Origin of the sequence: Kitasatospora sp. NPDC089509, from assembly GCF_044749365.1 — a bacterium.
Lineage (GTDB): Bacteria > Actinomycetota > Actinomycetes > Streptomycetales > Streptomycetaceae > Kitasatospora.
Genome location: NZ_JBIVHS010000045.1, coordinates 1 through 23,054 on the forward strand (window position 1 = coordinate 1; position 23,054 = coordinate 23,054).

The following is a 23,054-nucleotide window of genomic DNA, read 5'->3' on the forward strand; positions in this document are numbered from 1 at the left end:
CCCAGGACCCGGCGGTGCTGCGCAAGCTGCAGGGCCTCGGCCCGGGCCAGTCCCCGGCCGGCGGCTGGGAGGCCTTCCTCGGCACCCCGGCGGCGCCGCCGGCCCCCTCGTCGGCCGCGGGCTGAGCCGGTTTCTAAAGCTTGTTCCGGAAGGTCGGGGGGGGGAGAGTATTTCTCCGGTATGGGTGGGGGCGCTTCGGGTTAAGCCGGTGTGGGTGGAGACGTCCACGAGGCTGCAGTTGCGGCAGTTCGGGGGCCTGGTGCGCGTGGTGCGTGAGCAGGGCGGCAACGATCCGAGCTGAGGCCGGCTGTGGTGCCTGCCGCTGCTGGACCGGATCCTGCTGATCGCCGTCTACCACCGGACAAATCTGACCATGTGACAGGCGCCGTTGTTCGGGATCTCCTCGGCGACGGTGTGCCGCATCGTTCAGCGCCTCGGCCTACTCCTGACCCTCGAAGCCGTTCTACGCCCGCGGCCGAGCGTGGAACGACTGTTGATCGTGGACGACATCCTGATCCCGGTGCGGGGCCGCAGTGTCGGGGCGTTATCGGTTCTCGGCGAACGTGAAGGTCGTCATCGGCGCCGACACTCGGTTCGTGGTCGCCACCGCCCACCCGGCGCCGGGGAACAAGGCTGACGCCCACGCGTGGTGGGCCTCCGGCCTTCCCGCCAGGTGCGCGCCTGTGTCGAGCACACCTTCGCCCCCATGAAGAACTACAAGATCCTCCGCGACTGCCGACAGAAAGGCGACGGTCGGCACCACGCGGTGCAGGCCGTCGCCCACGTGCACAACCTCGTCCGGGCCACCTGAATCAGCAGGTCAGAGCAGACTCCGGCCTGCCAGCACCCAATCTTCTTCAACAAGTCTTAGTAGGGCTTGGTCAGGTTTGCTCGGAATGGCGTGTCGTTTTGTCGGGTGGTGCGTTGCTTGGGGCTTGACAAGCTGGAGAGATGGCCGAGGGCCGGGGGTTGGAGGCGCTTGCGGCGGAGATGCTCGACGCGTTCACCCGTGCTGACCAGCACTGTTGGGGGACAGGTGGATGCGCGGGGCCTGCTGCTGGACGGCCGGCATAAGTCGGTGGAGCCGATGGCCGCGCGGCTCGGTGAGGACGGTAATCGGCAGGCTCTGGCGCACTTTGCCGCGACGAGTCCGTGGGCCTCGGCACGCCTCCGTGCCCGGGTGACGCGGAGGACGCAGGACGCCATCGCACCGACGGTGCGGAGTATCGACGACACTGGATTCCTCAAAGGGGAACGTGTCCGCGTGCGTGTCGCGGCAGTACAGCGGAACCGCGGGCGAGGTCACCAACTGCCAAGTGGGCATGTCACTCCACCCAGCCCGCGACCACGCTGGCGTGCCAGTCGACTGGCAGCCGGTTTCTCCCGGCGAATGCGGATCCGGACAAGGGCGACCGTCGCAGCCGCTGCCCACGCCCCGTCCAGGCCCGGCCGGGTTATGCCCACCTACAGCGGTACCGGCCGCCTGTAGGCGCCCAAGCACCCGGACAAGCCCCACAGCGTGAAGGACCTGGCCATCACGGCCGGACCGAAAGCGGCCAGGCCGGTGTCGTGGTGGGAGGGATAGTGCCACCTCGCGGCGGCCACCCTCGACCGACTCGAGGCCCCGGTCCGCAGACGGCTCAAACGTCTTCAGTACCGACCCGACACCACCGACGGCTTCGTAGCCGGACACGGGCCTGACTCTCGACACCTCAACGTCACCCTCACAAGCCGAAGTCAAGGCACGAAGGAAGCACTCCTAACCCTATCTTGCATTCAGGGGAGTGTGGCCTAGCATTCTGCCAACAGGTACTTCGCGGTGCGCCATCACTGTAGGCGGTGCGGGCTCGAAAACTCCTGTCTAAGCTCCCAGTTCCTTCGTCGGAGTCCCGAAGAAACACCTTCCCGGCCCGATGAAGCAAAGGCGGTGTAGCCTTCTTTTTTGTGCTGGTCAGGGCGTGGTTAATCCGGGTCGGATTTCGTAGGGATCGCCAGATCCTATCGAGGAGTTGCCGTGAAGGGGAACAGCACAGTGGCGCCGCTATTAGTGCCGATCTCTGGGGAGGCTACAGTCCATGAACGTCCTCGTCGGGCAGCTAGCTTATTCCCTGATGACGCCAACAGGCGCTCGACTCGCTCCACGGTCAGAAGGCCAGGTTGGGGGCGCTGTCCAGGATCACAGACCGGTCGTCCCGCCGGACGGAGATGGTTGGCTCGCCTATTACTTCAGCATACGTATCAGCGGCCGGAGGACGGCTGGTGCACAACTTCCACGCGGACGCGGTCTCGGGGATGGTCGCGGTCGCCCGCCAATTCTCGGCCCCGTAACAGGACATGGGTGTGGACGATGTGGCGGCCACCGAGATCATTGCCGTTCGCGCCGTCGGCAGCGTCTCCGATGTGCGTGGCCACATGGCTGCGATGATGACGGCCCGTCTGGTTGCCACGAGATCCGCGTTCTTACAGCTACGTAGTAGCTGAACACATCAAGGAGAGATCCTCACCTGTATTCGGAAGCGTCACCAGAGGCGCACGACAATCGGCTCCGAGGAGACCAGGGGATGCCGGGGCTGATCCTGTCCGAAGGCTCAAGTGGCGGCTTCAGGGCTGAGGTCAACGCGGTCTGAGGCGTCGCCGGGAGGCTGGCCTGCGAGCGTTACCGCCGATCAGACCGGGCTGAGTCTTACCTGTCCCAGGCCCGTGCTTCTCGTCAGCGCCGGCCCGTTCTCGTCCGCGATTGGTCACCCCCCTGTCCCGGTGAGCGTTCGCGAGGATGCCGCAGCGCGTCCACGCCGCAAGCTCAGGGGCACCAGTAGCAATGGCCAGCAAACTTCTTGACCCAGCAAGCCTGGGCTAGCTCTGCAGTGACAGAGCATCACTGCTCGTGTTCTTGGCCGAACCCTGCCCACCTGACGTACCGACCATCGGAAAGGGAACCGATGCAGCACAGCACACTGATCGTCGCCCGGACGGACCGTGGCACGGCTACCAACGTTGCCAGCCTGTTCGGCGAGTACGACGGTACCAAGATGCCACACCTCATGGGCATCCGGCGCTGTCAGCTCTTCTCCCATCGCGGGCTCTACTTCCACTGTCAGGGCCTCGACTCGGAGAACGGCAGCGAGCGCAGCGAGGCCGCCAAGACTGACCCGGGCTTCGCCGGGATCAGCGAGGACCTTAGGCCGCTCGTCCAGGCATACGACCAGGCCACCTGGCGCTCCCCGGCCGGCGTGGTGGCGCAGTGCTCCTACCACTCGGGGGCGCAGTGAGCGGCGCACCGGGACGCGGCGAGGCCGGGCGCCGGGTAGTCATCACCGGGGTCGGGGTCATCGCCCCCGGCGGCATCGGTACGAAGAATTTCTGGCAGCTGATCTCCGAGGGCCGCACTGCGACCCGGCGGATCTCCTTCTTCGACGCCTCACCGTTCCGCTCCCAGGTTGCCGCCGAGGCGGACTTCGATCCGGAGCTGCACGGGCTGCGCCCGCAGGAGATCCGACGGATGGATCGGGCCGCGCAGTTCGCCGTGGTGACTGCCCGGGAGGCGGTCGCTGACAGCGGTCTGGAGTTCGGCGCGGTCGAGCCGCACCGGATCGGTGTGACGATCGGCAGCGCGGTCGGCGCGACGATGGGTCTGGACCAGGAGTACCGGACGGTTAGCGACGGCGGCCGGCTGGAACTCGCCGACCACAAGTACGCCGTGCCGCACCTGTACAACTATCTGGTGCCCAGCTCGTTCGCGGCGGAGGTCGCGTGGGCGGTCGGCGCCGAGGGGCCGAGCACGGTCGTTTCGACAGGGTGCACCTCGGGCTTGGACGCCGTCGGGTACGCCGTCGAGCTGATCCGTGAGGGCACTGCCGACGTCATGGTGGCCGGGGCGACGGACGCGCCGATCTCGCCGATCACGGTAGCCTGTTTCGACGCGATCAAAGCGACGACCCCACGCAACGATGACCCGGCGCATGCCTCCCGGCCGTTCGACGCGAGCCGAAACGGCTTTGTGTTGGGCGAGGGCTCCGCGGTGTTCGTGCTGGAGGAGCTGGAGAGCGCCCGGCGGCGCAGTGCGCAGGTCTACGCGGAGGTGGCCGGGTACGCGACGCGTTCTAACGCCTTCCACATGACCGGGCTGAGGCCCGACGGACGGGAGATGGCAGAGGCGATCCGGGTCGCGATGGACGAGGCGCGGCTCAACCCGGAAGATGTCGACTACATCAACGCGCACGGCTCCGGCACCAAGCAGAACGACTGGCACGAGACGGCTGCCTTCAAGCGAAGCCTCGGCGACCACGCCTACCGGGTGCCGGTGAGCTCGATCAAGTCGATGGTCGGGCACTCGCTCGGCGCGATCGGCTCGATCGAGGTTGCGGCCTCGGTGCTCGCGATTAAGTACGACGTCGTGCCGCCGACCGCCAACCTGCACACCCCCGACCCGGAGTGCGACCTCGACTACACACCACTGGTCGCACGGGACTGGCGCACCGACGCGGTGTTGTCGGTCGGCAGCGGCTTCGGCGGGTTCCAGAGCGCAGTGGTGCTCGCTGACGCGGAGCGGAGTATCCGATGACCCGCGGCCCCGTGGTGACCGGTTTGGGCATCGCCTCGCCCACCGGCCTCGGCCTGGAGGCCTACTGGAAGTCGACGCTGGACGGGCGGAGCGCGATCGGCCGGGTCTCGCGCTTCGACCCGTCCTCGTATCCGGCTCAACTGGCCGGGGAGATCCGCGGGTTCGTTGCAGAGGAACACCTCCAGGCGAGGCTGCTGCCGCAGACTGATCGGATGACCAGGCTCGCGCTGGTGGCCGCTGACTGGGCGCTCGCCGACGCGGGCGTGGTGCCCGCCGAGCTGCCCGAGTTCGACATGGGCGTGATCACCGCGAGTGCCTCGGGCGGCTTCGAGTTCGGCCAGAACGAGCTGCGGGCGTTGTGGAGCAAGGGCGGACGGTACGTCAGTGCGTACCAGTCGTTCGCCTGGTTCTACGCTGTGAACAGCGGCCAGATCTCGATCCGCAACGGCATGCGCGGCCCGAGCAGCGTCGTCGTCGGAGACCAGGCCGGCGGGCTCGACGCGCTGGCCCAGGCCCGCCGCCAGATCCGCCGGGGCACGCCGCTGGTGCTGACCGGCGCGGTCGACGCCGCGATCTGCCCGTGGGGCTGGGTGGCACAGCTTGCGAGCGACCGGCTGACCGTCAACCGGGACCCGCGGCGGGCATACGTGCCGTTTGACGACGCTGCGTCCGGGCATGTGCCGGGAGAGGGCGGCGCCCTGTTGGTGCTGGAGGACGCCGGGAAGGCCCGGGCTCGGGGCGCCGGTCGGGTGTACGGCGAGCTGGCCGGCCATGGCGCCACTATCGATCCGGCACCGGGCAGCGCCCGCCCGCCCGGCCTGCGCAGGGCCGTCGAACTGGCCCTGGCGGACGCGGGGGTGAGCGCCACGGATATCGACGTGGTGTTCGCTGACGCGGCTGCCGTGCCCGAGCTGGACAGGGCCGAGGTCGAGGCCCTGACCGGCTTGTTCGGTGTGCGCGGGGTGCCAGTGACGGCTCCGAAGACAATGACCGGACGGCTGTATTCGGGCGCCGCGCCGCTGGACGTCGCCGCCGCCCTGCTGAGCATCCGGGACGGCGTGATCCCGCCGACCGTCCACACCGACCCGGCCAGGCGCTATGGGCTCGACCTGGTCACCGGCGCGCCGCGGGAGGCTGTGGTACGCATCGCGCTGGTGATCGCCCGCGGGTACGGCGGCTTCAACTCGGCCGTCGTCGTCCGCGCCGCCACTCACTGACCCAACGGAGGAGACCCCCATGAGCACCGATCTGTTCACGCTGGCTGACCTGGAACGCATCCTGCTGGAGGGTGCTGGTGCGGCCGAACCGCTCACCGCCGACGCCGAGTTCGATTACCTGGGCTACGACTCCCTCGCGCTGCTGGAGACGCTCACCCGGATCGAGCGCGAGTACGGCATCACTCTCAATGAGGACGTCCTCGGCCACGCCCGCACACCGGCAGGTCTGATCGACGCCGTCAATGCGCACCTGACCGCGCACGTCGCCCGAGACCTCGATCTGCCGGCCGGAGAAGTGGCGACATGACGCAGGACGACAAGGTGGGTTCTGGTTACCGGACCGCGCCGCAGGATATCCAGTGGCTGCTGCGCGCCGCTTCGACAGTATTGAGCTGCGGCCGCGTAGCTGACCCCTTCGACAGGACTCCCGCCTCGCAAAGCTCGCGCCAGGCACGGCGCCTCCGCTCGACGGACCGTACGCTGATCCGCAGAGCGGCCGCAAACTCCGCGTTCTTCTGCCAGCCCTCGAAACGCTCCACGGGCCAGGAGGCGCAACCGCTCCCGCGCGGTTCTCTCGGCGCCGGTCAGCCCGCCGCCCTGCGCGTACCTCAGGCAACCGTGGCTACTGGTGTCGACGTCCAGCTGTCAGGCGAACGGCTCCGACATCGCTCAACCAAGTTCATTAGTCCGTGGGGGACTTCGGATCGGCGTCAGGGGCCGGGGTGAGCTGCAGGGGGCTCTTCGAAATCTGGCTCGGCAAGCGGGTGTTCACCACCGAGGGCGACGTCGCGAAGGTTGTCACGCCCGTGCCGTCCACGGAGTCGGCCAGGGCGCTGGGCGCAGATCGTCCTCGACCTGCTCGCCGAGGAGCCCGAGCCGGTGGACGCCTTCGGTGGCACGGCCTACTCCACCGGACCCACCCGACGGGCCATGCGGCAGGCCCGTCACCGGCTGTTCCTCAAGCCCACTCCGGCGACGACCGTCATCCCAGGCGGTTTCAGCCTCGACGACTTCGCCATTGACACCCACGCCGGCACGGTGACCTGTCCCGCCGGCCACACCGTTGCGCTGTCGGAGCCGTCCGGCCGACACTTGCAGCGCAAGGCGGTCTTCACCGGTCAGTGCACCGACTGTCCCCTGCGCAAGCGATGCAGCCGGGCCAAGGCCGGGCGGATCGTCACCATCCGTCCCGACCATGACCTCATGGCCCAAGCCCGCCAGAGCGCGAACGACCCCGAATGGCAGGCCACCTACCGCCGCTGGCGCCCGCCCGTCGAACGCGCCGTCGCCTGGCTCGTCGCTCACGGCAACCGACGCCTACGGCACATCGGCACTATCAAGAACAACGCCTGGCTCCACACCCGCGCCGCCGCCCTCAACCTACGGACCCTGATCAACCTCGGACTCACTCACAACGGCACCACCTGGCAGATCGGGGCCGCCGCCTGACGGCGGCAGCCCCGATCACACCAAGATCTTCATCAGCGTTCTAGGCCCGGTCCCGGCGACCGGCGCGCTCGGGTCGTTTCTCGCTGTGTGGGACAGGACGATGCCCGATTTTTTTCCGTTTTTGATGAACTGCAGGATGTCGCGTGGGTTTGGGCGGTAGCTTCGAATGGCAGTCAGGCCGTGCTTCGGGTCCGAATGTCCAGGCCGGTCGGCTGTGTGCCCGAACTCCTGAGGTTCTCCGAAAAGAATGGATGTGAGACGTTGTCGCGTCTGAATTCGGCGGTGCCGTCCGATTGTAACCGTGTGGCGAAGTTCAGGCGATCCGACTACCGGCGGATCGCTAACTTGGAGATCAAAGACTTCATCGCCTACCGCAATTCGATCTTGAGTCGCCAGGCTGATGACTACTACACGCGGGCGCTCCAAGCGAGTTTCTTTTCCAATGGCGTGACCGGGATATTCGAGTCACTTCAGCCGGACATTCTTTGGAATGTCGCCGCGCAGCATGACTTTCGCTACACTATCGGCCCGAATGTCACACTTCGGGCAGAATGGGAGGCCGAGCGGAGGGATGCAGACAAGCAATTCTGTCAGAACGTACGAGGAATTCGATGCAGTGGTTCGGATAGCGAACTCGTAAAGGCGATCGACCGGTTCCTCTGGTTGGTCAGCGCTGACATCAAGTCAGCGGTCCTGTCTGTGGTGGGAAACTCCTTCTTCGCCAGGAGTCCGATCAACGATGACGCCGAGGTCAAGGACATAGACCTTCCCCTATGTCCCCCGACCCGACCGGTGACGGCCGAAAGCGCTGGATGACGTGATGGAGGGCCGCGTTGAACGCCTTCGAGATCACCTTCGACGACCGACTCTCCGCCGGCCGCTGCCAACTCAACCCAACCGCTCGCACCGCTTCACATCCAGGACTGTATAGACCCGTCAGGACCATTCGGCTGGGTAGTCCAGTGCCTCTCGCGCGTACGGATTCCTGGAGTGGGAGGCCAGGCTGTGCCGGAACTGGTCTGCGAGTCCTGGAGGCAGCCACCTGCACGGTCGACGGTGCGGCGGAGGGTACCTGCGGCCTCTTCGATCTGTCCGGCGGCTACTTGGATCTTCGCGACGACACACAACTGGAGGGGGTATTAGGGGGACGGAGGGTGATTCGGAGCGGCGACTCCCGGAGCATCGACATCACAGCCATGGTGCAGAGCTGGTCGCCGAATGTCGCCGTCGCCAGTGCTTCCCGAATTGGTGACCCAGGGCCATGTCGCAGCAACTGTACGTGTCGCATGGCCCGATCCAGCCCAGTAGGCGCGGTTTCCGGCAGTGGGCTGTTGTCGTGAAATCCCTGTTCCCTAGGGTGACTTGAAGCCCAAACGACACCTCCACGATCTCGTCGGCTCCCACAGCATCGCGTTCAACGACCGCTCGCTGCGCCCTCACCGCACCCTGGCCCGCGCCTGCGGTGGGACCCCGCCAGCGTCCCGCGGGCGGCCTGGCTAGCTTCCGGGGCCGCCGCTGGCCAGCTGAACGCCTCCACCTGATCGGCAGCAACGCCGGCCGCGACCCGGAACCGATCCACTGACGCGACATCGGGGCCTGGCGCTTCTGTACCGCCCCGGCCCTGACGGCGACACCGCCCGCCTTCGGGCTGTAGGCCCAGCCGCACCGGAACGCCCCGTCTGGGCAAGGTCGTTACCCTGGGCCGGATGTGGAGGAAACCGGGCATGGCGCGGCTCAGGGTGCGGCGGACCAAGGCGATGTTCCGGGACCTGGATCGCCCCCATCTGCAACGCCGCAAACGCACGTACCGCTGGGCCGACCGGATGGATCCGCGACGGTGCGACGTACCGGCTGGAACACGAGGTCTACCAGTGGCTGGGCCATCCCTGACCGAGCGGCTGACTGGCCTGTACCGCACGACTGACCCCGCCCGGCCGGGGGAGGGCAGCCGCCGAATCCGCCGGACGCTGACGGACTCCCACCCGGCGCGGCCGCCTGTGGAACTGATCGGCCCGCAGCGGTGGTGCGACCTCGGGCGTCACGCCATCAAGGAAGGCCAACTGGGCTGGGCGCAAAGGAACTTCGCCGGGCCCAATGAGCTCGGCGACCCGCATGTGCGCGAGCGGGTCGCCTACCTCGCCCTCCTGCGGGTGGGGGACGGCCGACCGGGCCCGGGCGTGCGAAGCCCTGACGGCCGTCCGCGAGGTGCATCCGATCCTCGGCCCGGAGCGGCTGTTCTACCGGGGCCGCCTGCCTTCCTCGCTGGCCTGGAGCCGGACCTCCCGCCCGGGCGGACCCTGGCGGGACTGCCAGTGCCCCGGCCGGACCTGCTTCAGCTTTGGCTGGCCCGGCCCTTCCTGCGCGCTGGCGCGCACACCGAGGCCCGCACCAGGCTGCGCGCGTGTCGCGAGGCGGTGCCGCTGGCCCGGCTTTCGGACTGGACGCTGCCTGCAGGGCAGGTCGGCGACCCGTCGGCCGCCGACTTCCTGGCCCTGGCCAGGGCCCAACTCGCCGAACTGGAAAGGGATTCGGCATCCCGGTGCGCCGTCCCAGGCCCGGGCGGGCACCCTCCTGCGGCTGGACCCGGGCCGGCTGCACGAGGCCCCGCCGACCCGGTAGCCGAGCAACCCCGCGACTTGGCTGACGGTGCGTGCCGACGGTGTTACGCTCGCAGAAAGGAGAGTCAGCTCTCACTTGTCGGCCCGGGACGGGAACCCCGCCCACGGCCGCGGCCCGGACGGCCGGGAGGGGGAGCGGCTCCGCCGAGCGCGCACCGCCCCGTGGCCTTCGGCCGGTGAGGAGAGACCATGACCGCCCCCGCACCCGCACCCCGGTTACCCTTCGAGCGCCCCAACGCCCTGGACCTGGCGCCCCTGCTCGCGCGGCTGCGCGAACAGGGCCCGATCACGAGGGTGACGACCCCCGCCGGCGACCCGGCCTGGCTGGTGACCCGCTACGAGGAGGCCCGGGAGGTCCTGAGCGACACCCGGTTCTCCCGGCAGCGCCCCGACACCGAGGACGGGCCGCGGATCTCCACCTCGGCCCTGCACACCCGCCCGGCCGGCACCCCCGAGGAGGAGGACCGCGAACACGCGCGGATGCGGCGGATGCTGGCGCCCGCGTTCAGCGCGCCGCGGATGCGCCGCCTGGGCGAGCGGATCGGCGAACTCGCCGAGTCCTGCCTGGACTCGATGGAGGCGGAGCACGCGCGCCACCCGGACCGCGCCGTCGACCTGCACGAGCACCTGTCGTTCCGGCTGCCGGTGATGGTGATCTGCGAACTGCTGGGCGTGCCGATCGCCGACCGGGACCTGCTGCGCGGCTGGTCCGAGCGGATCGCCGCCCTGTACGGCGGGGAGGACGCGGCGGCGGCGATGGCCGAGTTCGAGGCCTACGTGGCCGCCGTCGCCGAGGACAAGCGCGAGCGGCCGGGGCAGGACGTGTTCAGCGACATCCTGGCCGTGCAGGCGCAGGACCCCTCGTTCACCGAACAGGAGATGACCCGCCTGGCGGTGGGCCTGCTGTTCGCGGGCCACGAGACCACCTCGGCCCGGATCGACCTGGGCGTGCTGTTCCTGCTGGGCGACACCGCCCGGCGGGACCGCTTCGCCGCCGACCCGCAGGGGACGGTGCGCGCGACCGTGGAGGAGATCCTGCGGATGGCCGCGCCCGGCGGGCTGGGCCTGACCCGCTTCGCCCGCGAGGACCTCACCGTCGCCGGGACGGCGATCGCCCGGGGCGAGGCGGTGCTGGTGGCGATCAACGCCGCGAACCGGGACGCCCGGGCCTTCGAGGAGCCGGACGCCTTCGACCCGTCGCGTTCCCCCAACGCCCACCTCGCCTTCGGCCACGGCGGCCACTACTGCATCGGCAACTCGCTGGCCCGCACCGAGCTGCAGACCGCGCTGACCGCGCTGTTCCGCCGCTTCCCCGGCCTGCGGCCGGCGGTGGACCCGCACAGCCTGCGCGACCACTCCGAACGGCTGGCGGGCGGCCTCGGCGAGGTCCCGGTCCGGTGGTGGTGAACGGGGGACGGCGCAACCAGCGGGTGGAGGCGGACGCCGCGCGCTGCGTGGCCTCGGGGCAGTGCGCGGTGACCGCGCCGCTGGTGTTCGACCAGGACGAGGACGGGCAGGTCGTGGTGCTCACCGCCGAGCCCGTCGGGGCGGCCGCGCAGCAGGCCCGCGAGGCGGCCGCCAGGTGCCCGGTCTCGGCGCTGCGGCTGCGCCCGGCGGGCTGACGGGGAGGCCCGTACCGCAACGGCGGCGGCCGGACCCCCGGTGAGCAGTGGGGGTCCGGCCGTCATCGTGGTGCTGTCGGGTCATGCCCGGGAGGGTGTCCCGGTGGGGGGTCAGTGCTTGCCGTGACGCCGGGAGAGCCAGAAGAGCCCGCCACCGGCGGCCAGCAGGAGCGTCACCAGGGCGATCTCGCCGATGGTGCCGGCACCGGTGTGCGGCAGCACGCCTCCGGGCGGGCGGCCGTGTCCCGGGTGCCCGCCCGAGGGGCTCGGGCTGCCGCCGGGCGACGGCGAGCCGCTGGGGCTACCGCTGGGGCTACCGCTGGGGCTGCCGCTCGGGCTGCCGCTCGGGGAGGGCGACCCGCTGGGGGACGGCGAGCCGCTCGGAGAGGGCGAACCGCTGGGCGAGGGCGAGCCACTGGGGGACGGCGAGCCGCTCGGCAGGATGATGTCGACGTGCGCGCGGCACCGGGCGTCGGTGGAACCCGCCTGGCAGTCGGTCGACTTGGCCGAGACGATCGGGTTGTCCAGGAACTGGTCACCCGAGTACGGGTTGTTGACCTTCACCTGGTAGGTGAAGCTGCCGTGCTGCCCCGAGGTGAGCTGTCCGGTCCAGGTGATCGTCCTGGCCACCGGGTCGAAGGTCGCCGTGGGCACCGTCGAGCTCAGCGAGCCGTCCACGAAGCTGCTGTGCTGCAGCACCTGGCTCAGGTCGTCGGTGACCGAGGGGAGTTCACCGTCCGGGAACTGGTCGTTGCCGGTGTTGGCGTAGGAGACCGTGTAGGTGACGACGTCGCCCGGGCTGGCCGTGGTGCGGTCCACCGACTTGGCCACCACGAAGCTGGGCTCGTCGGCGTCGACGAAGCAGGCGTCGGTCGCCGGGTCGATGGTGCAGGCCGTGATCTGCCCGTTGCCGGCCCGGTGCCGCGCCACGTCGGGGCGGGGCAGGTCGCGCAGGTAGGAGTCCGGGATCAGCGCGGAGCGGTTCGCCGGGGGCAGCGGGTTGCTCAGGTCGGTGCCGCCGTGGTGCGGGTAGAGCGCCCGGACGATGTTCACCAGCTCGGTGTTGCCGGGCTTGAGGCCCTCGGCGGTGATCGACAGGTGGATGGTCACCGTCGCGCCGGCCGGCAGGTCGCCGCGCCAGACCACGAAGGAGGGCGCCACGTAGCTGATGGTGCCGATGTCCGCCTGGGCGTCCGCGTCGTACTTGGACTCGCCGACGATCTGGGACATGTCGTCCTCGAGGCCCGCCTGGCGGGCGCCGACGAAGTCGACCGTGCCGTCGTTGGTCGCGGTGATCGTGTAGTGGATGGTGTCGCCGATCTCGACGTCACTGCGGTCCTCGACCTTGGAGACCGTCCAGTGCGGCGAGCCGAGCTCGACGTGGCAGCCCGGCTCGGTGCCGGTCGGGCAGTTGCTGAACTTCGGTCCGGTGACCGCGTCGCGCAGCATCTTCGGGCCGTTGTCGGGGTCGTTGGCCGTCAGGGTGTAGACGATCTTCGTGCTGTCGCCGGGGTTCAGGTCACCGACCCAGGTCAGGACGGGCTGGACGTAGGACAGCTTGCCGGTGCCCACCGTCGCGTCGTTGTCGTAGACGGCGTCGGCGAGGTCGCCGCCCAGGTCGTCGGTCACCACCGCGCCGGTGATCGGCACGTTGCCGTCGTTGGTGAGGGTGATCGTGTAGGTGATCTTCTGGCCCGGGAGGTAGTAGTCCCGGTCCGCGGTCTTGACGATCTGCAGGTGGCAGTACTGCGGATCGTTGTTGTCGCCCCTGGGGGCGGCGAGGGCCTTCGTGGCCGGGCGCGCCGGCGCGGGCGCCGCGGCCGGGGCGGCGGGCGCCACGGCGGCGGGCGGGTTCGCGGCCGCCGCGCGGGCGGGCGGGTCCACCTGCGCGCTGGACGGCAGCGCGGCGGCCAGCAGGCCGCCGCCCGACAGACAGAGTGCGATGAGCGGGCCGACCCAGCGGCGAGCGCCTCTCATCGGCGTACCTCGCCGGTCGGGGCGGGCACTCCCAAGGTTCTGGTCACTGCATCTCCTTCGTGATGCCGGGTGGTTAGGCCGAGAATAAATAAGGGAATGCCGAAAGAATTGGACCAACGCGAAGTCGCTGGCCATTCTGATTAAAACTCAGTTTTTATACAGATCGGCCTTTTGTGGCAGGTCGGGGGCCGTGAAATCGAACCGGTCGTCATCATGGGAAAACCCGTTCGCATTCACTCCTGCGGCGGGGCGCCGGCGCGTCAGGGCGTGCGGGTGCGCAGCGCGGGGGCGGGGCAGGGCAGCGGGCGGGCCCCGGCGGGGGAGAGGCCGTCCAGGACCAGGGCCAGGTACCGGCGCCAGCCGTCCTCGCGCGGGTCCATCGTCCACAGCACCGAGACCAGCATGACGACGACGCGGTGCAGGTCGTCGGAGACCAGGTCGGCGCGGAGCACGCCCGCCCGCTGGCCGCGCGCCAGCAGGTCGTCGAGGGCGGCGAAGAACTCCTCGCCGGTCGCCGGGGTCAGCACCCCGGCGGCCCGGGCGGCGGCCAGCACGTTGTGGTCGCCGGCCACCGACTCCAGCGCCGTCCCCAGCACCCGGGCCAGCGCGGCCGCCGGGTCGGGGTCCAGGGCGGCCGCCTCGATGACGGGCCGGACGTTCTCGGCGAAACGGGCGTCCAGCACGGCCCGCAGCAGCGCGGCCTTGTCGGGGAAGCGGCGGAACAGCGTGGCGGCCCCGACCCCGGCCCGGCGCGCCACGTCGTCCAGGTGGGCGTCGGGCCCCTGCTCGGTGAAGACCTCCCGGGCGGCCCGGACGATCCTCTCCACGTTGCGGGCGGCGTCGGCGCGCAGCAGCCGGGGCGAGTCGAAGGCCATCCCGGCACCCTATCCAAGGCCCGCGGCGCCGGCTGTCCGGCCACGGGCACCCGCCATCGTCGGTGCTCCGCCGGGTTTCGGTCCGCATCCGCGTTCCTTCACGCCAGAGAGGATGATCATTCAGCTGTCGAATCGTCAGTTCCGCTTCCATGCAAGGAATCCGGCGTAACCGGCCGCAACAAACAGCCTCCCACGAACCATCCGCTGCCACCGTACGGCCGGGGACACGGGGACGGACGAGCGGGCCGGCGGGGAAGGGGTGCCCGGACCTGCGGGGACGTCGTGGGATATCCCAGATCCCGTCCCGGCGTGGTGGGACGGGCGACCGGATGGCAGCTTCCTGGCAGGCGGGACGCCGACCGGCGCCTCCCGCCGGCAGGGGACCCGCGTACCGCGCCCCACAGGTGCCTTCACGCGTCCGCACTGCCCTCCCGCATCGACAGCACGGAGGCTCAGCATGATCGTCAAGAAGGCGGCCGCACTCCTGGCCGCGGCCACCATCGGTGGCATCCTCATGGGCGCCACCCCGGCCCTCGCCAGCAGCGGCGGCTGCATCAGCGGGGACGCCTGCCTCTACTACAGCCCCAACAAGGGGGGCGCGTTCTTCGGCAAGAGCGAGACCGGCAACTACGACGGCGCCTACTTCGGCGGCGGCGGCGCGGGCAACGGCCAGGCCGTGATCAACAACGCGGCCTCGGTGGAGAACCTGAGCACCTGGTGGAACCTGCGCGTCTACTACGGTCCGGACCTGTCCGGCCCCAACCAGTACGTCCCCAAGGGCCAGTGGGTCAACCTCGGCCCCGTGCCGTGGAACGGCGGCTCGGTCGACATGCGCAACAACAACCACTCCCAGGGCTGGTACGTCTAACCCCCCTCGTGCACCAGGCCGCGCCGTCCCCGCACCCAGGGGCGGCGCGGCACCCCGACCGTGGAAGAAGCCCCGAGATGCCCGCCCTCACCCGCACAGCCCTGCCGCGGCGCCCGTCGGCCCCGCTCATCGCGGCACTCGCCGCGCTTCCGCTGCTCGCCGCGGGCTGCGCCGGCACACCGGGCCCCGCGGCGGCCCACGCCATGGCGCCCCCGGCCATCACCGAGCCGCCCGTCCTGACCCAGGTCGCCGACCGGTCCCTGCCCGTCGAGACCTACCTGCTGAGCGGCGCGCAGTACCGGCAGCTCTCCGCCGCGGAGGACGTCCTCGTCGGCCAGTGCATGCAGGACTTCGGCCTCCCCTACGAACGCCCTCCCGCCCCGGACGCCGCGCCCACCGGCCAGACCACCCACCGCTACGACCCGGTCGACCCCCAGGTCGCGGCCGCCCACGGCTACCACCCGGCCGACCCCAACGCGGGCGCCAAGCCCGCCGAACCCAGCATCAGCCCCGACGCGGCCACCGTCCTCGGCGCCGGCGCCGGCGCAGGTCCGAGCGCGTCCGCCACGCCCCGCAGCTACCGGGGCAAGGCGGTCCCGCCCGGCGGCTGCCTCGGCCAGGCCCACGCCCGGCTCACCGCCCACGGCGGCACCGGCCGGGACCCGGACCTGGTCGTCGGCATCAACTTCGGCGGCTACCAGCAGTCCACCACCGACCCCCGGGTGAAGGACGTCTTCCAGAAATGGTCCGCCTGCATGAAGGCCAAGGGGTTCGGCTACGCCACCCCTGCCGACGCGGCCAAGGACACCCGCTGGAAGTCCGCCCCCCAGCCCACCCCCGACGAACTCGCCACCGCCACCGCGGACGTCGCCTGCAAGGCCGCCACCAACGTCGTCGGCGTCTGGTACACCGTCGAGTCCGCCTACGAGGCCCAGGCCATCCAGCAGAAACTGCCGGAACTCACCCGCATCAAGCAGGACAACGACGCCATGCTCGCCATCGCCAGGTCCGTCACCGACACCGGGCACTGACGTCGGACAGCGACGCCGGACGCGGCGGGCCGGCGGACCGTCACCCGGGGGAGGGCCAGAGGCCCGGGCTATGACCCCATAGGGGGCCGCCCACTACCCGGAGTTGGTGGGTGCACGGAGGATTCCCTGTGTACCCACTCAGCAACGGACGAGGGAAACACGTGCAGTTGAGAAGAATGGCCGCCGCCACCGTCGTCACCGCCGGGGTCACCGGAATCGTCGCGGTGGCGCCCGCCCCCGCCGCGCCGGCCACGGCGGGGGAGCGTCGCCCGTCGCCCTCCGCCCCGCACGCGTCCGGCCCGGCGGCGGAGCCGTCCCCGAGCGCCACCCCGACCGCCTCCCGGAAGCCGGCCGCGGCGGAAGCGGCGCTGGAACTGCGCGGCCTGCCCGGCGAGTTCGTCCCCGGCGCGGACTGGCGGGAGTTCACCGCCGTCCTGCACCACGGGGACCCGGCGAAGCAGTTCCGGCCGCTGTTCTTCCAGGTCCACGACACCCAGGGGGCGGGGCTGAAGGTCGGTCAGATCGAGGTCCAGTACTTCTGGGACGGCCGGTGGTGCTCCACCGAGTCCTTCAACGACCCGGAGACGGACGACTGGTATGACTTCCCGATCCCCCTGGACGAGGGACCGGTCCCGGCGGACGTCACCGAGATACCGGTCCGGCTGAAGTTCCGCGCGGACGCCCCGCTCACCGACCGGGTCGACATCGGCCTCATTGCCAGCTACGGCCCCACCGAGGTCGTGAAGATCCAGCACCTGAAGGTCATCCGGCTGGTCCGCGGCACCCCCACCCCGACCGCCACCCCCACCGGCACCCCCACAGTCACGCCGACCGGTACGCCCACTGCCACTCCCACCGCCACCGGCAGCCCGGAGCCGTCCCCCACCGCCACCGGCAGCCCGGGAACCCCCGGCCCCTCCGAAACCCCGGGCCCCGAACCCGCCGATCCCGGGCCCGCCGACCCCGAACCCGCCACCCCGGCGCCGGGCGGCGAACTGGCCCGCACCGGTGCGGACTCCGTCGGCACGCCACTGAAGGCCGGCCTGGTCGCGCTCGGCGCGGGCGCGGCACTGGCCCTCGCCGCCCGGGCCGCCCGCGCGCGACGGCGACGGCACTGACGGTCCCGCCGACGCCCGAACCCGCCCGGACGGTAGGGCACTCGGCCCACCCGTCCGAACCGCCACGACGTCTGCGAAGCCGCCATGCCGCTGTCCCACCGTGTGCCCGACCTGTCCAGCCTGGAGATGCTGCTCGCGGTCGCCCGGCTCGGCAGCCTCGGCAAGGCCGCCGGGGAGGCCGGCATCAGCCAGCCGGCCGCCTCCGCCCGGATCCGGGTCATGGAGACGCAGATCGGGGCCGGTCTGCTGGAGCGTTCGCCCAACGGCTCCCGTCTCACGGCGGCCGGAGCCCTGGTCGCCGGCTGGGCGGCCCGGGTACTGGAGGCCGCGGAGGCCCTGGACGCGGGCATCGAGGTGCTGCGCGGCGAGCGCGAGGACCGGCTTCGGGTCGCGGCGGGCCAGACGGTGGCCGAGTGCCTGCTGCCCGGCTGGCTGGTCGGGCTGCGGGCCGAACGCCCGGACACCTTCGTCTCGTTGAGCGCCGACAACTCCCGCGCCGTGGCCGAGAAGGTGCTCCGCGGCGAGGTCGACCTCGGGTTCGTCGAGAGCGCCACCGTCCCGCCGGGGCTGGACGCGGCCGTGGTGGCCCGGGACGAACTGGTGGTGGTGGCCGCCCCGCAGCACGCCTGGGCGCGCCGCAGCCGGGTCCGTCCCGCGGAGCTGGCGGCCGCCCGGCTGGTCCTGCGGGAGCCGGGGTCGGGCGCCCGGCAGGTCCTGGCCGGCGTCCTGGCGCCGTACGGCGGCCTGGCCGGCCCGCTGCTGGAGCTGTCCTCCTCGACGGCGGTGAAGGCCGCCGCGGTCTGCGGGGCCGGGCCGGCGGTGCTCAGCCGGCTCGTGGTCGAGGAGGAACTGCGGGCCCGGCGGCTGGTGGCCGTCGACATCGCCGGGGTCGACCTGGGCCGGGCCCTGCGGGCGGTCTGGCCCACCGGCCACCGGCCCCGGGGCCCGGCCCGCGACCTGCTGTCGACGGCCCGCCGCGCGGCCCGCGCCGATCCCGGCCGCCCGGCGCGGGCGCTCCGGGTCGGCACCCGGCCAGACGCAACTCCTTCGCGTTAAGCTGTGGTCCATGAGTGCCAAACCGACCACACGCCCCGGCGGGCGCAGCGCCCGCGTCCAGCAGTCCGTGCACCAGGCCGTGCGCGATCTGGAGGCGGAGGTGGGGCGGGACGCGCTCACCGTGCCGCTGATCGCCGCCCGCGCCGGGGTGACGCCCTCCACTGTCTACCGGCGCTGGGGCGACCTGCGGGAGCTGCTGTCCGACGTGGCCGTGGAGCGGCTGCGCCCCGACGCCCCGCCGGCCGACCACGGCAGCCTGCGGGCTGACCTGGAGGCCTGGGCCCTGCAGTTCGCGGAGGAGATGGACTCGACGGCGGGCCGCACGTACATCCGTGACGCCCTGCTGGGCGACCCCGAGCAGGGCAACGCGGTGCGCTGCTCCGACTACGCCGCCGATCAGCTGAAGGCCCTCGGAGTGCGGGCGGCCGGGCGCGGGGAGGCCGTGCCCGGGGTGGAGACCCTGTTGGACGCCGTCGTCGCCCCGCTGATGTACCGGATCCTGTTCCGCCCCTCCGACCTGTCCCAGGCCTACGTCGACCGCCTGGTCGCGGCGGCGCTCGGCAGCCCCCCGCCCCCGCCGGCCGCCTAAAAGCTAAATATTTGCGTCATGGGAGCCCGAGTGCCTAGAGTGCTTAACGCAAAGCATTCGCCTTAACGGTTCGAGGTGCTCCCATGACCAGCGTCACCGCCCTACCCCCCACCCACCCCCACCCGCGTTCCCGCCGGCTGCCCCTGCTGAGCCGTCAGGGCGCCTTCCGGCTGCACGCCTCGGTCCTGGTGACCCTGCTCGCCGCCTCCAGCGCACCGACCCCCCTCTACGCCCTCTACCAGAGCGCCTGGCACTTCTCCGCCCTCACGCTCACCGTCGTGTTCAGCGCCTACGCACTCGCCCTACTGGCGGCCCTGCTGACCGCCGGCACGCTCTCCGACCACCTGGGCCGGCGCCCCGTCCTCGCCGGGGCGCTGCTGGCCGAAGCCACCGCGATGGCCCTCTTCGCCACCGCCCAGTCAGTACCCGCGCTGATCGCCGCCCGGATCCTCCAAGGCCTGGCCACCGGCGTCGCCACCAGCGCCGCCGGAGCCGCCCTGCTCGACTTCGAGGACCCCGACCGCCCCGGCCGGGCCACCCTCGTCAACGGCATCACCCCCGTCGCCGGCATGGCAGCCGGCGTGCTGGCCGCCACCGCCCTCACCCAGTACGCCCCCGCCCCCACCCACACCGTCTACCTCCTCCTGCTCCTGCTCCTCACCACCCAGGCCGCCGCCGTCCTGCGCACCCCCGAAACCGCCCACCCCCACCCCGGCGCCCGACGCTCACTGCGCCCCACCATCACCCTCGCCCCCGCCTCCCGCCCGGCCATGGCCCTCGCCGCACCCGGCATCATCGCCGCCTGGGCACTCGGCGGCTTCTACTCCTCCCTCGGCCCCTCCCTCGCCCGCCTCATCGCCCCGCACACCACCCCCGCCACCGGCGGACTGATCTTCTTCACCCTGACCGCCGCGGCCGGCCTGGCCGGCCACGCCGCCCGGGCACTGCCCGCCCGCACCGTGACCGCGGCCGGCACCGCGCTCCTGATCCCGGGCACCCTGCTCACCCTGAGCGCCCCCCAACTGCACAGCCTCCCCGCGCTGTTCACCGGCACCGCGCTGGCCGGCGCGGGCTTCGGCACCGTCACCCAGGGCGCCCTACGACTCCTGCTGCCCCCGGCCGCCCCACAGGAACGCGCCGCCACCCTCGCCGCCTACTACGTCCTCAGCTACCTGGCCATGAGCGTCCCCGCCGTCCTGGCCGGCCTGCTGACCACCCACTACGGCCTGCGGACCGCCCTCTCGCCCTACGCCGCGACCGTCCTCCTGCTCGCCCTGACCGGCCTCACCCGCACCCTGCGCCGACCGCCCACCACCTGAACACGCCCCACCCTCCCGCACCACGGCACCCCGCACCACCGAAAGGACCCACCAATGACCAGCACCCCCACCTCCCACCCGGCCACCCCCCACACCAGCACGGGCTGGAACCTCGGCGACATCACCGTCCACCGCATCGACGAGATCGAACTACCCCGACAGACCGGCCCCTGGCTGCTCCCGGCCGCCACCCCGGAGATCCTCGACCAGGCACCCTGGCTGCGCCCCGACTTCGCCGACGCCGAGGTCCCCCGCCTGGCCAGCCACGCCTTCGCGATCGAGGCCGGCGGACTGCGGATCATCGTGGACACCGGCATCGGCAACGACAAGCCCCGCGCCAACCCGGCCTGGAACGGCCTGAACACCGACTTCCCACAGCGCCTGACGGCGGCCGGCTTCGCGCCCGAGTCCGTGGACCTGGTGATCACCACCCACCTGCACACCGACCACGTCGGCTGGAACACCCGCCTCGCCGACGGCAACTGGGTCCCCACCTTCCCCAACGCCCGCTACCTCACCAGCCGCACCGAATGGGACCACTGGGCCGCCACCGACCTGGACGAGGCCCGCGCCCAGATGTTCCGCGACTCCGTCCACCCCGTCCGCGACGCCGGACTGTACGCCCGGGTGCCCGTGCCCGAACAGGGCCGCGGGTACGAGGTCGCCCCCGGCATCCTGCTGGTCCCCGCCCCCGGCCACACCCCGGGCCAGGTCGCCGTCGAACTGCTCGGCAGCGACCGCCGCGCACTGATCACCGGCGACAGCATCCACCACCCCGTCCAGCTGTCCCACCCCCACGTGCACAGCTGCGTCGACGTCGACCCCGCCGAGGCGGTCCGCACCCGCGCCCGATTGCTGGAGCACCTGGCCGACACCGACGCCCTGCTCATGGGCACCCACTTCCCGCACCCCACCGCCGGCACCGTCCGCCGGGAGAACGGCCACTACCGGCTGCACGCCGAACCGGGCACCGAGCTCCCCGCAGCCGTCTGAAGCGAACACCCGGCCTCCATCACCCCGGGCCGCCCCACCCCACCCACCCCCGACCAAGAAGGATCACCCCCGTGCCCGCCGAACTCACCCCACCCACCGCACTCACCCCACCCGAAGCCGCCCGCTGGGCCGCCCGCACCGGACTCCTCCTGCCCACCGAACGCCACGCCGCAGTGGCCGCGGTCGCCGACCACATCCACGCCGTCCTCGCCGTCCTGCACGAGCTGGACCTCGCGGACACCCCACCCGCCACCGCCTACCACGCGACCACCCACCCCACCGCCCAGGAGCAGCACCATGCAACCGTATGAACTGACCCTCACCGCCGCCGCCGAGGAGATCCGCACCCGCCGACTCTCCCCGGTCGAACTGGTCGACTCCGTCCTCGACCGCATCGAAACAACGGACCCGCACCTCGGCGCCTACGTCACGGTCACCACCGACCAGGCCCGCCGAGCCGCCCGCGAAGCCGAACACCACATCACGCACGGCCACCACCGCGGACCACTGCACGGCATCCCGATGGGCCTCAAGGACCTGATCGACGTCGCCGGGATCCCCACCACAGCCAGCTCCCGGGTCCGCGCCGACCACCGCGCCACCACGGACAGCACGGTCGCCGCACGCCTGAACCAGGCCGGCGCGGTCCTGCTCGGCAAGACCCACACCCACGAGTTCGCCTTCGGCCTCACCACCCCGCAGACCCGCAACGCCTGGCACACCGACCGGGTCGCCGGCGGCTCCAGCGGCGGCTCCGCGGTCGCCGTCGCCGCCGGCAGCGCCACCTTCGCCCTGGGCACCGACACCGGCGGATCGATCCGGGTACCCGCCGCACTCAACGGCGTCGTCGGCCTCAAACCGACCTACGGCCTGATCTCCCGACACGGCGTCACCCCCCTGTCCTGGTCCCTGGACCACGTCGGCCCCCTCACCCGCACCGTCGAGGACGCCGCCCTGGTCCTGACCGCACTGGCCGGACACGACCCATGCGACCCCGCCTCACTGCCCGGACCCACCCCCCACTACCGCACCGACACCCCAACAGACCTGACCGGACTGCGCATCGGCATCCCCCGCACCTACTACTTCCACCACGTCCACCCCGACGTCGAGAACGCCGTCCGCGACGCCATCGGACACCTCGAAACCCTCGGGGCACAGCTCATCGACATCGACATCCCGATGACCCGCTACATCCAGGCCACCCAGTGGGGCCTGATGGTCCCCGAAGCCGGCGCCTACCACGCACAGAACCTGCGCACCGCCCCCGAGCTCTACCAGGAGGACGTCCGCATCCTCCTGGAAGCCGGCCAACTCATCGGCGCCGGCGACCACATCCGCGCCCAGCGCGCCCGCACCCTGATGCGCGCCGCCTGGGCACAGACACTCCAACACGTCGACCTCATCGCCGCCCCCAGCACCCCGATCACCGCCGCCCGCACCGACCAGACGACCATCACCTGGCCGGACGGCACCACCGAGGGCGTCTCCGACGCCTACGTACGCCTCAGCGCCCCCGCCAACATCACCGGACTGCCCGCCCTGACCCTCCCGGTCGGCCACGACCCGGCAGGCCTGCCGATCGGCATGCAACTGCTCGGCCACCCCCTCGGCGAACCCACCCTCCTACACGTCGGCCACGCCTACGAGCAGACCCACCCCACCCACCCCCTCGCCCCCACAACCTGACCCCCACCCACCCAACCCACCCAACCCACCCCCACCCACCTCCCCACCCAATCCACCCCCACCCAACCCCCA

The 23,054-nt window shown here is 71.4% G+C and carries 19 protein-coding genes and 2 pseudogenes; 19 read left to right on the forward strand and 2 right to left on the reverse strand.

Translation table 11 applies throughout. From position 1 onward, the window contains the following. Nucleotides 1–184 precede the first annotated feature (184 nt). The 10 genes and pseudogenes from ACIP4P_RS43915 (at nucleotide 185) to ACIP4P_RS43960 (ending at nucleotide 11,467) form a co-directional block, all read left to right on the forward strand. A pseudogene (locus ACIP4P_RS43915) lies at nucleotides 185–811 on the forward strand (transposase family protein). 276 nt (nucleotides 812–1,087) lie between these two features. Then, nucleotides 1,088–1,523, forward strand: a pseudogene (locus tag ACIP4P_RS43920) (transposase). 1,416 nt (nucleotides 1,524–2,939) lie between these two features. Further along, on the forward strand, nucleotides 2,940–3,269 hold the full coding sequence (locus ACIP4P_RS43925; protein ID WP_400929767.1) for a TcmI family type II polyketide cyclase: 330 nt from the start codon (nucleotides 2,940–2,942) through the stop codon (nucleotides 3,267–3,269). Next, a complete protein-coding gene (locus ACIP4P_RS43930; RefSeq protein ID WP_400929770.1) occupies nucleotides 3,266–4,561 on the forward strand; it encodes a beta-ketoacyl-[acyl-carrier-protein] synthase family protein in 1,296 nt (431 codons plus the stop codon). The genes ACIP4P_RS43925 and ACIP4P_RS43930 overlap by 4 nt, the downstream gene beginning before the upstream one ends. After that, nucleotides 4,558–5,778 carry a ketosynthase chain-length factor gene (locus ACIP4P_RS43935; RefSeq protein ID WP_400929773.1) on the forward strand — a complete coding sequence of 407 codons (1,221 nt, stop codon included), beginning with the start codon at nucleotides 4,558–4,560 and terminating at the stop codon, nucleotides 5,776–5,778. Before ACIP4P_RS43930 ends, ACIP4P_RS43935 begins: the two co-directional genes overlap by 4 nt. Before the next feature lie 19 nt (nucleotides 5,779–5,797). After that, the gene (locus tag ACIP4P_RS43940) at nucleotides 5,798–6,085 is read left to right on the forward strand and encodes an acyl carrier protein (protein ID WP_400929776.1); all 288 of its coding nucleotides are present in this window, start codon (nucleotides 5,798–5,800) and stop codon (nucleotides 6,083–6,085) included. A gap of 572 nt (nucleotides 6,086–6,657) precedes the next feature. Next, nucleotides 6,658–7,227, forward strand: a complete 570-nt coding sequence (locus ACIP4P_RS43945; protein ID WP_400929779.1) for a transposase — start codon at nucleotides 6,658–6,660, stop codon at nucleotides 7,225–7,227. Nucleotides 7,228–7,530: 303 nt separating this feature from the next. Next, nucleotides 7,531–8,043 (forward strand): hypothetical protein, encoded by a 513-nt coding sequence (locus ACIP4P_RS43950; RefSeq protein ID WP_400929782.1) that lies wholly within the window; start codon nucleotides 7,531–7,533, stop codon nucleotides 8,041–8,043. A gap of 1,991 nt (nucleotides 8,044–10,034) precedes the next feature. Continuing rightward, nucleotides 10,035–11,252, forward strand: coding sequence for a cytochrome P450 (locus ACIP4P_RS43955; protein ID WP_400929785.1), 1,218 nt, complete (start codon nucleotides 10,035–10,037; stop codon nucleotides 11,250–11,252). After that, nucleotides 11,243–11,467, forward strand: coding sequence for a ferredoxin (locus tag ACIP4P_RS43960; RefSeq protein ID WP_400929788.1), 225 nt, complete (start codon nucleotides 11,243–11,245; stop codon nucleotides 11,465–11,467). The genes ACIP4P_RS43955 and ACIP4P_RS43960 overlap by 10 nt, the downstream gene beginning before the upstream one ends. A gap of 111 nt (nucleotides 11,468–11,578) precedes the next feature. Here the strand turns inward: ACIP4P_RS43960 and ACIP4P_RS43965 are convergent, their stop codons facing one another. Next, nucleotides 11,579–13,444: a hypothetical protein gene (locus ACIP4P_RS43965; protein ID WP_400929791.1), complete on the reverse strand. Its 1,866-nt coding sequence runs from the start codon at nucleotides 13,442–13,444 to the stop codon at nucleotides 11,579–11,581. Nucleotides 13,445–13,704: 260 nt separating this feature from the next. Next, the gene (locus ACIP4P_RS43970) at nucleotides 13,705–14,319 is read right to left on the reverse strand and encodes a TetR/AcrR family transcriptional regulator (protein ID WP_400929794.1); all 615 of its coding nucleotides are present in this window, start codon (nucleotides 14,317–14,319) and stop codon (nucleotides 13,705–13,707) included. A gap of 457 nt (nucleotides 14,320–14,776) precedes the next feature. Between ACIP4P_RS43970 and ACIP4P_RS43975 the strand changes: the two genes are divergently transcribed. The 9 genes from ACIP4P_RS43975 to ACIP4P_RS44015 all read left to right on the forward strand — a co-directional run bounded on the left by ACIP4P_RS43975 (nucleotide 14,777) and on the right by ACIP4P_RS44015 (nucleotide 22,982). Further along, nucleotides 14,777–15,187, forward strand: a complete 411-nt coding sequence (locus ACIP4P_RS43975) for a peptidase inhibitor family I36 protein (protein ID WP_400929797.1) — start codon at nucleotides 14,777–14,779, stop codon at nucleotides 15,185–15,187. A gap of 77 nt (nucleotides 15,188–15,264) precedes the next feature. Then, nucleotides 15,265–16,218 (forward strand): hypothetical protein, encoded by a 954-nt coding sequence (locus tag ACIP4P_RS43980; RefSeq protein ID WP_400929800.1) that lies wholly within the window; start codon nucleotides 15,265–15,267, stop codon nucleotides 16,216–16,218. A gap of 161 nt (nucleotides 16,219–16,379) precedes the next feature. Continuing rightward, entirely contained in the window at nucleotides 16,380–17,336 is a 957-nt protein-coding gene (locus tag ACIP4P_RS43985) for a hypothetical protein (protein ID WP_400929803.1), read from the forward strand. 84 nt (nucleotides 17,337–17,420) lie between these two features. Next, the gene (locus ACIP4P_RS43990; protein WP_400929806.1) at nucleotides 17,421–18,392 is read left to right on the forward strand and encodes a LysR family transcriptional regulator; all 972 of its coding nucleotides are present in this window, start codon (nucleotides 17,421–17,423) and stop codon (nucleotides 18,390–18,392) included. A 10-nt stretch (nucleotides 18,393–18,402) separates the two neighbouring features. Next, on the forward strand, nucleotides 18,403–18,981 hold the full coding sequence (locus ACIP4P_RS43995; RefSeq protein WP_400929809.1) for a TetR/AcrR family transcriptional regulator: 579 nt from the start codon (nucleotides 18,403–18,405) through the stop codon (nucleotides 18,979–18,981). 83 nt (nucleotides 18,982–19,064) lie between these two features. Continuing rightward, nucleotides 19,065–20,300: an MFS transporter gene (locus tag ACIP4P_RS44000; protein ID WP_400929812.1), complete on the forward strand. Its 1,236-nt coding sequence runs from the start codon at nucleotides 19,065–19,067 to the stop codon at nucleotides 20,298–20,300. Nucleotides 20,301–20,354: 54 nt separating this feature from the next. After that, complete coding sequence (locus ACIP4P_RS44005) at nucleotides 20,355–21,293, forward strand: MBL fold metallo-hydrolase (protein ID WP_400929815.1); 939 nt, start codon at nucleotides 20,355–20,357, stop codon at nucleotides 21,291–21,293. 71 nt (nucleotides 21,294–21,364) lie between these two features. After that, on the forward strand, nucleotides 21,365–21,604 hold the full coding sequence (locus ACIP4P_RS44010) for a hypothetical protein (RefSeq protein ID WP_400929818.1): 240 nt from the start codon (nucleotides 21,365–21,367) through the stop codon (nucleotides 21,602–21,604). Continuing rightward, nucleotides 21,591–22,982 (forward strand): amidase, encoded by a 1,392-nt coding sequence (locus ACIP4P_RS44015; protein ID WP_400929821.1) that lies wholly within the window; start codon nucleotides 21,591–21,593, stop codon nucleotides 22,980–22,982. Before ACIP4P_RS44010 ends, ACIP4P_RS44015 begins: the two co-directional genes overlap by 14 nt. The last annotated feature ends 72 nt before the right edge of the window (nucleotides 22,983–23,054 follow it).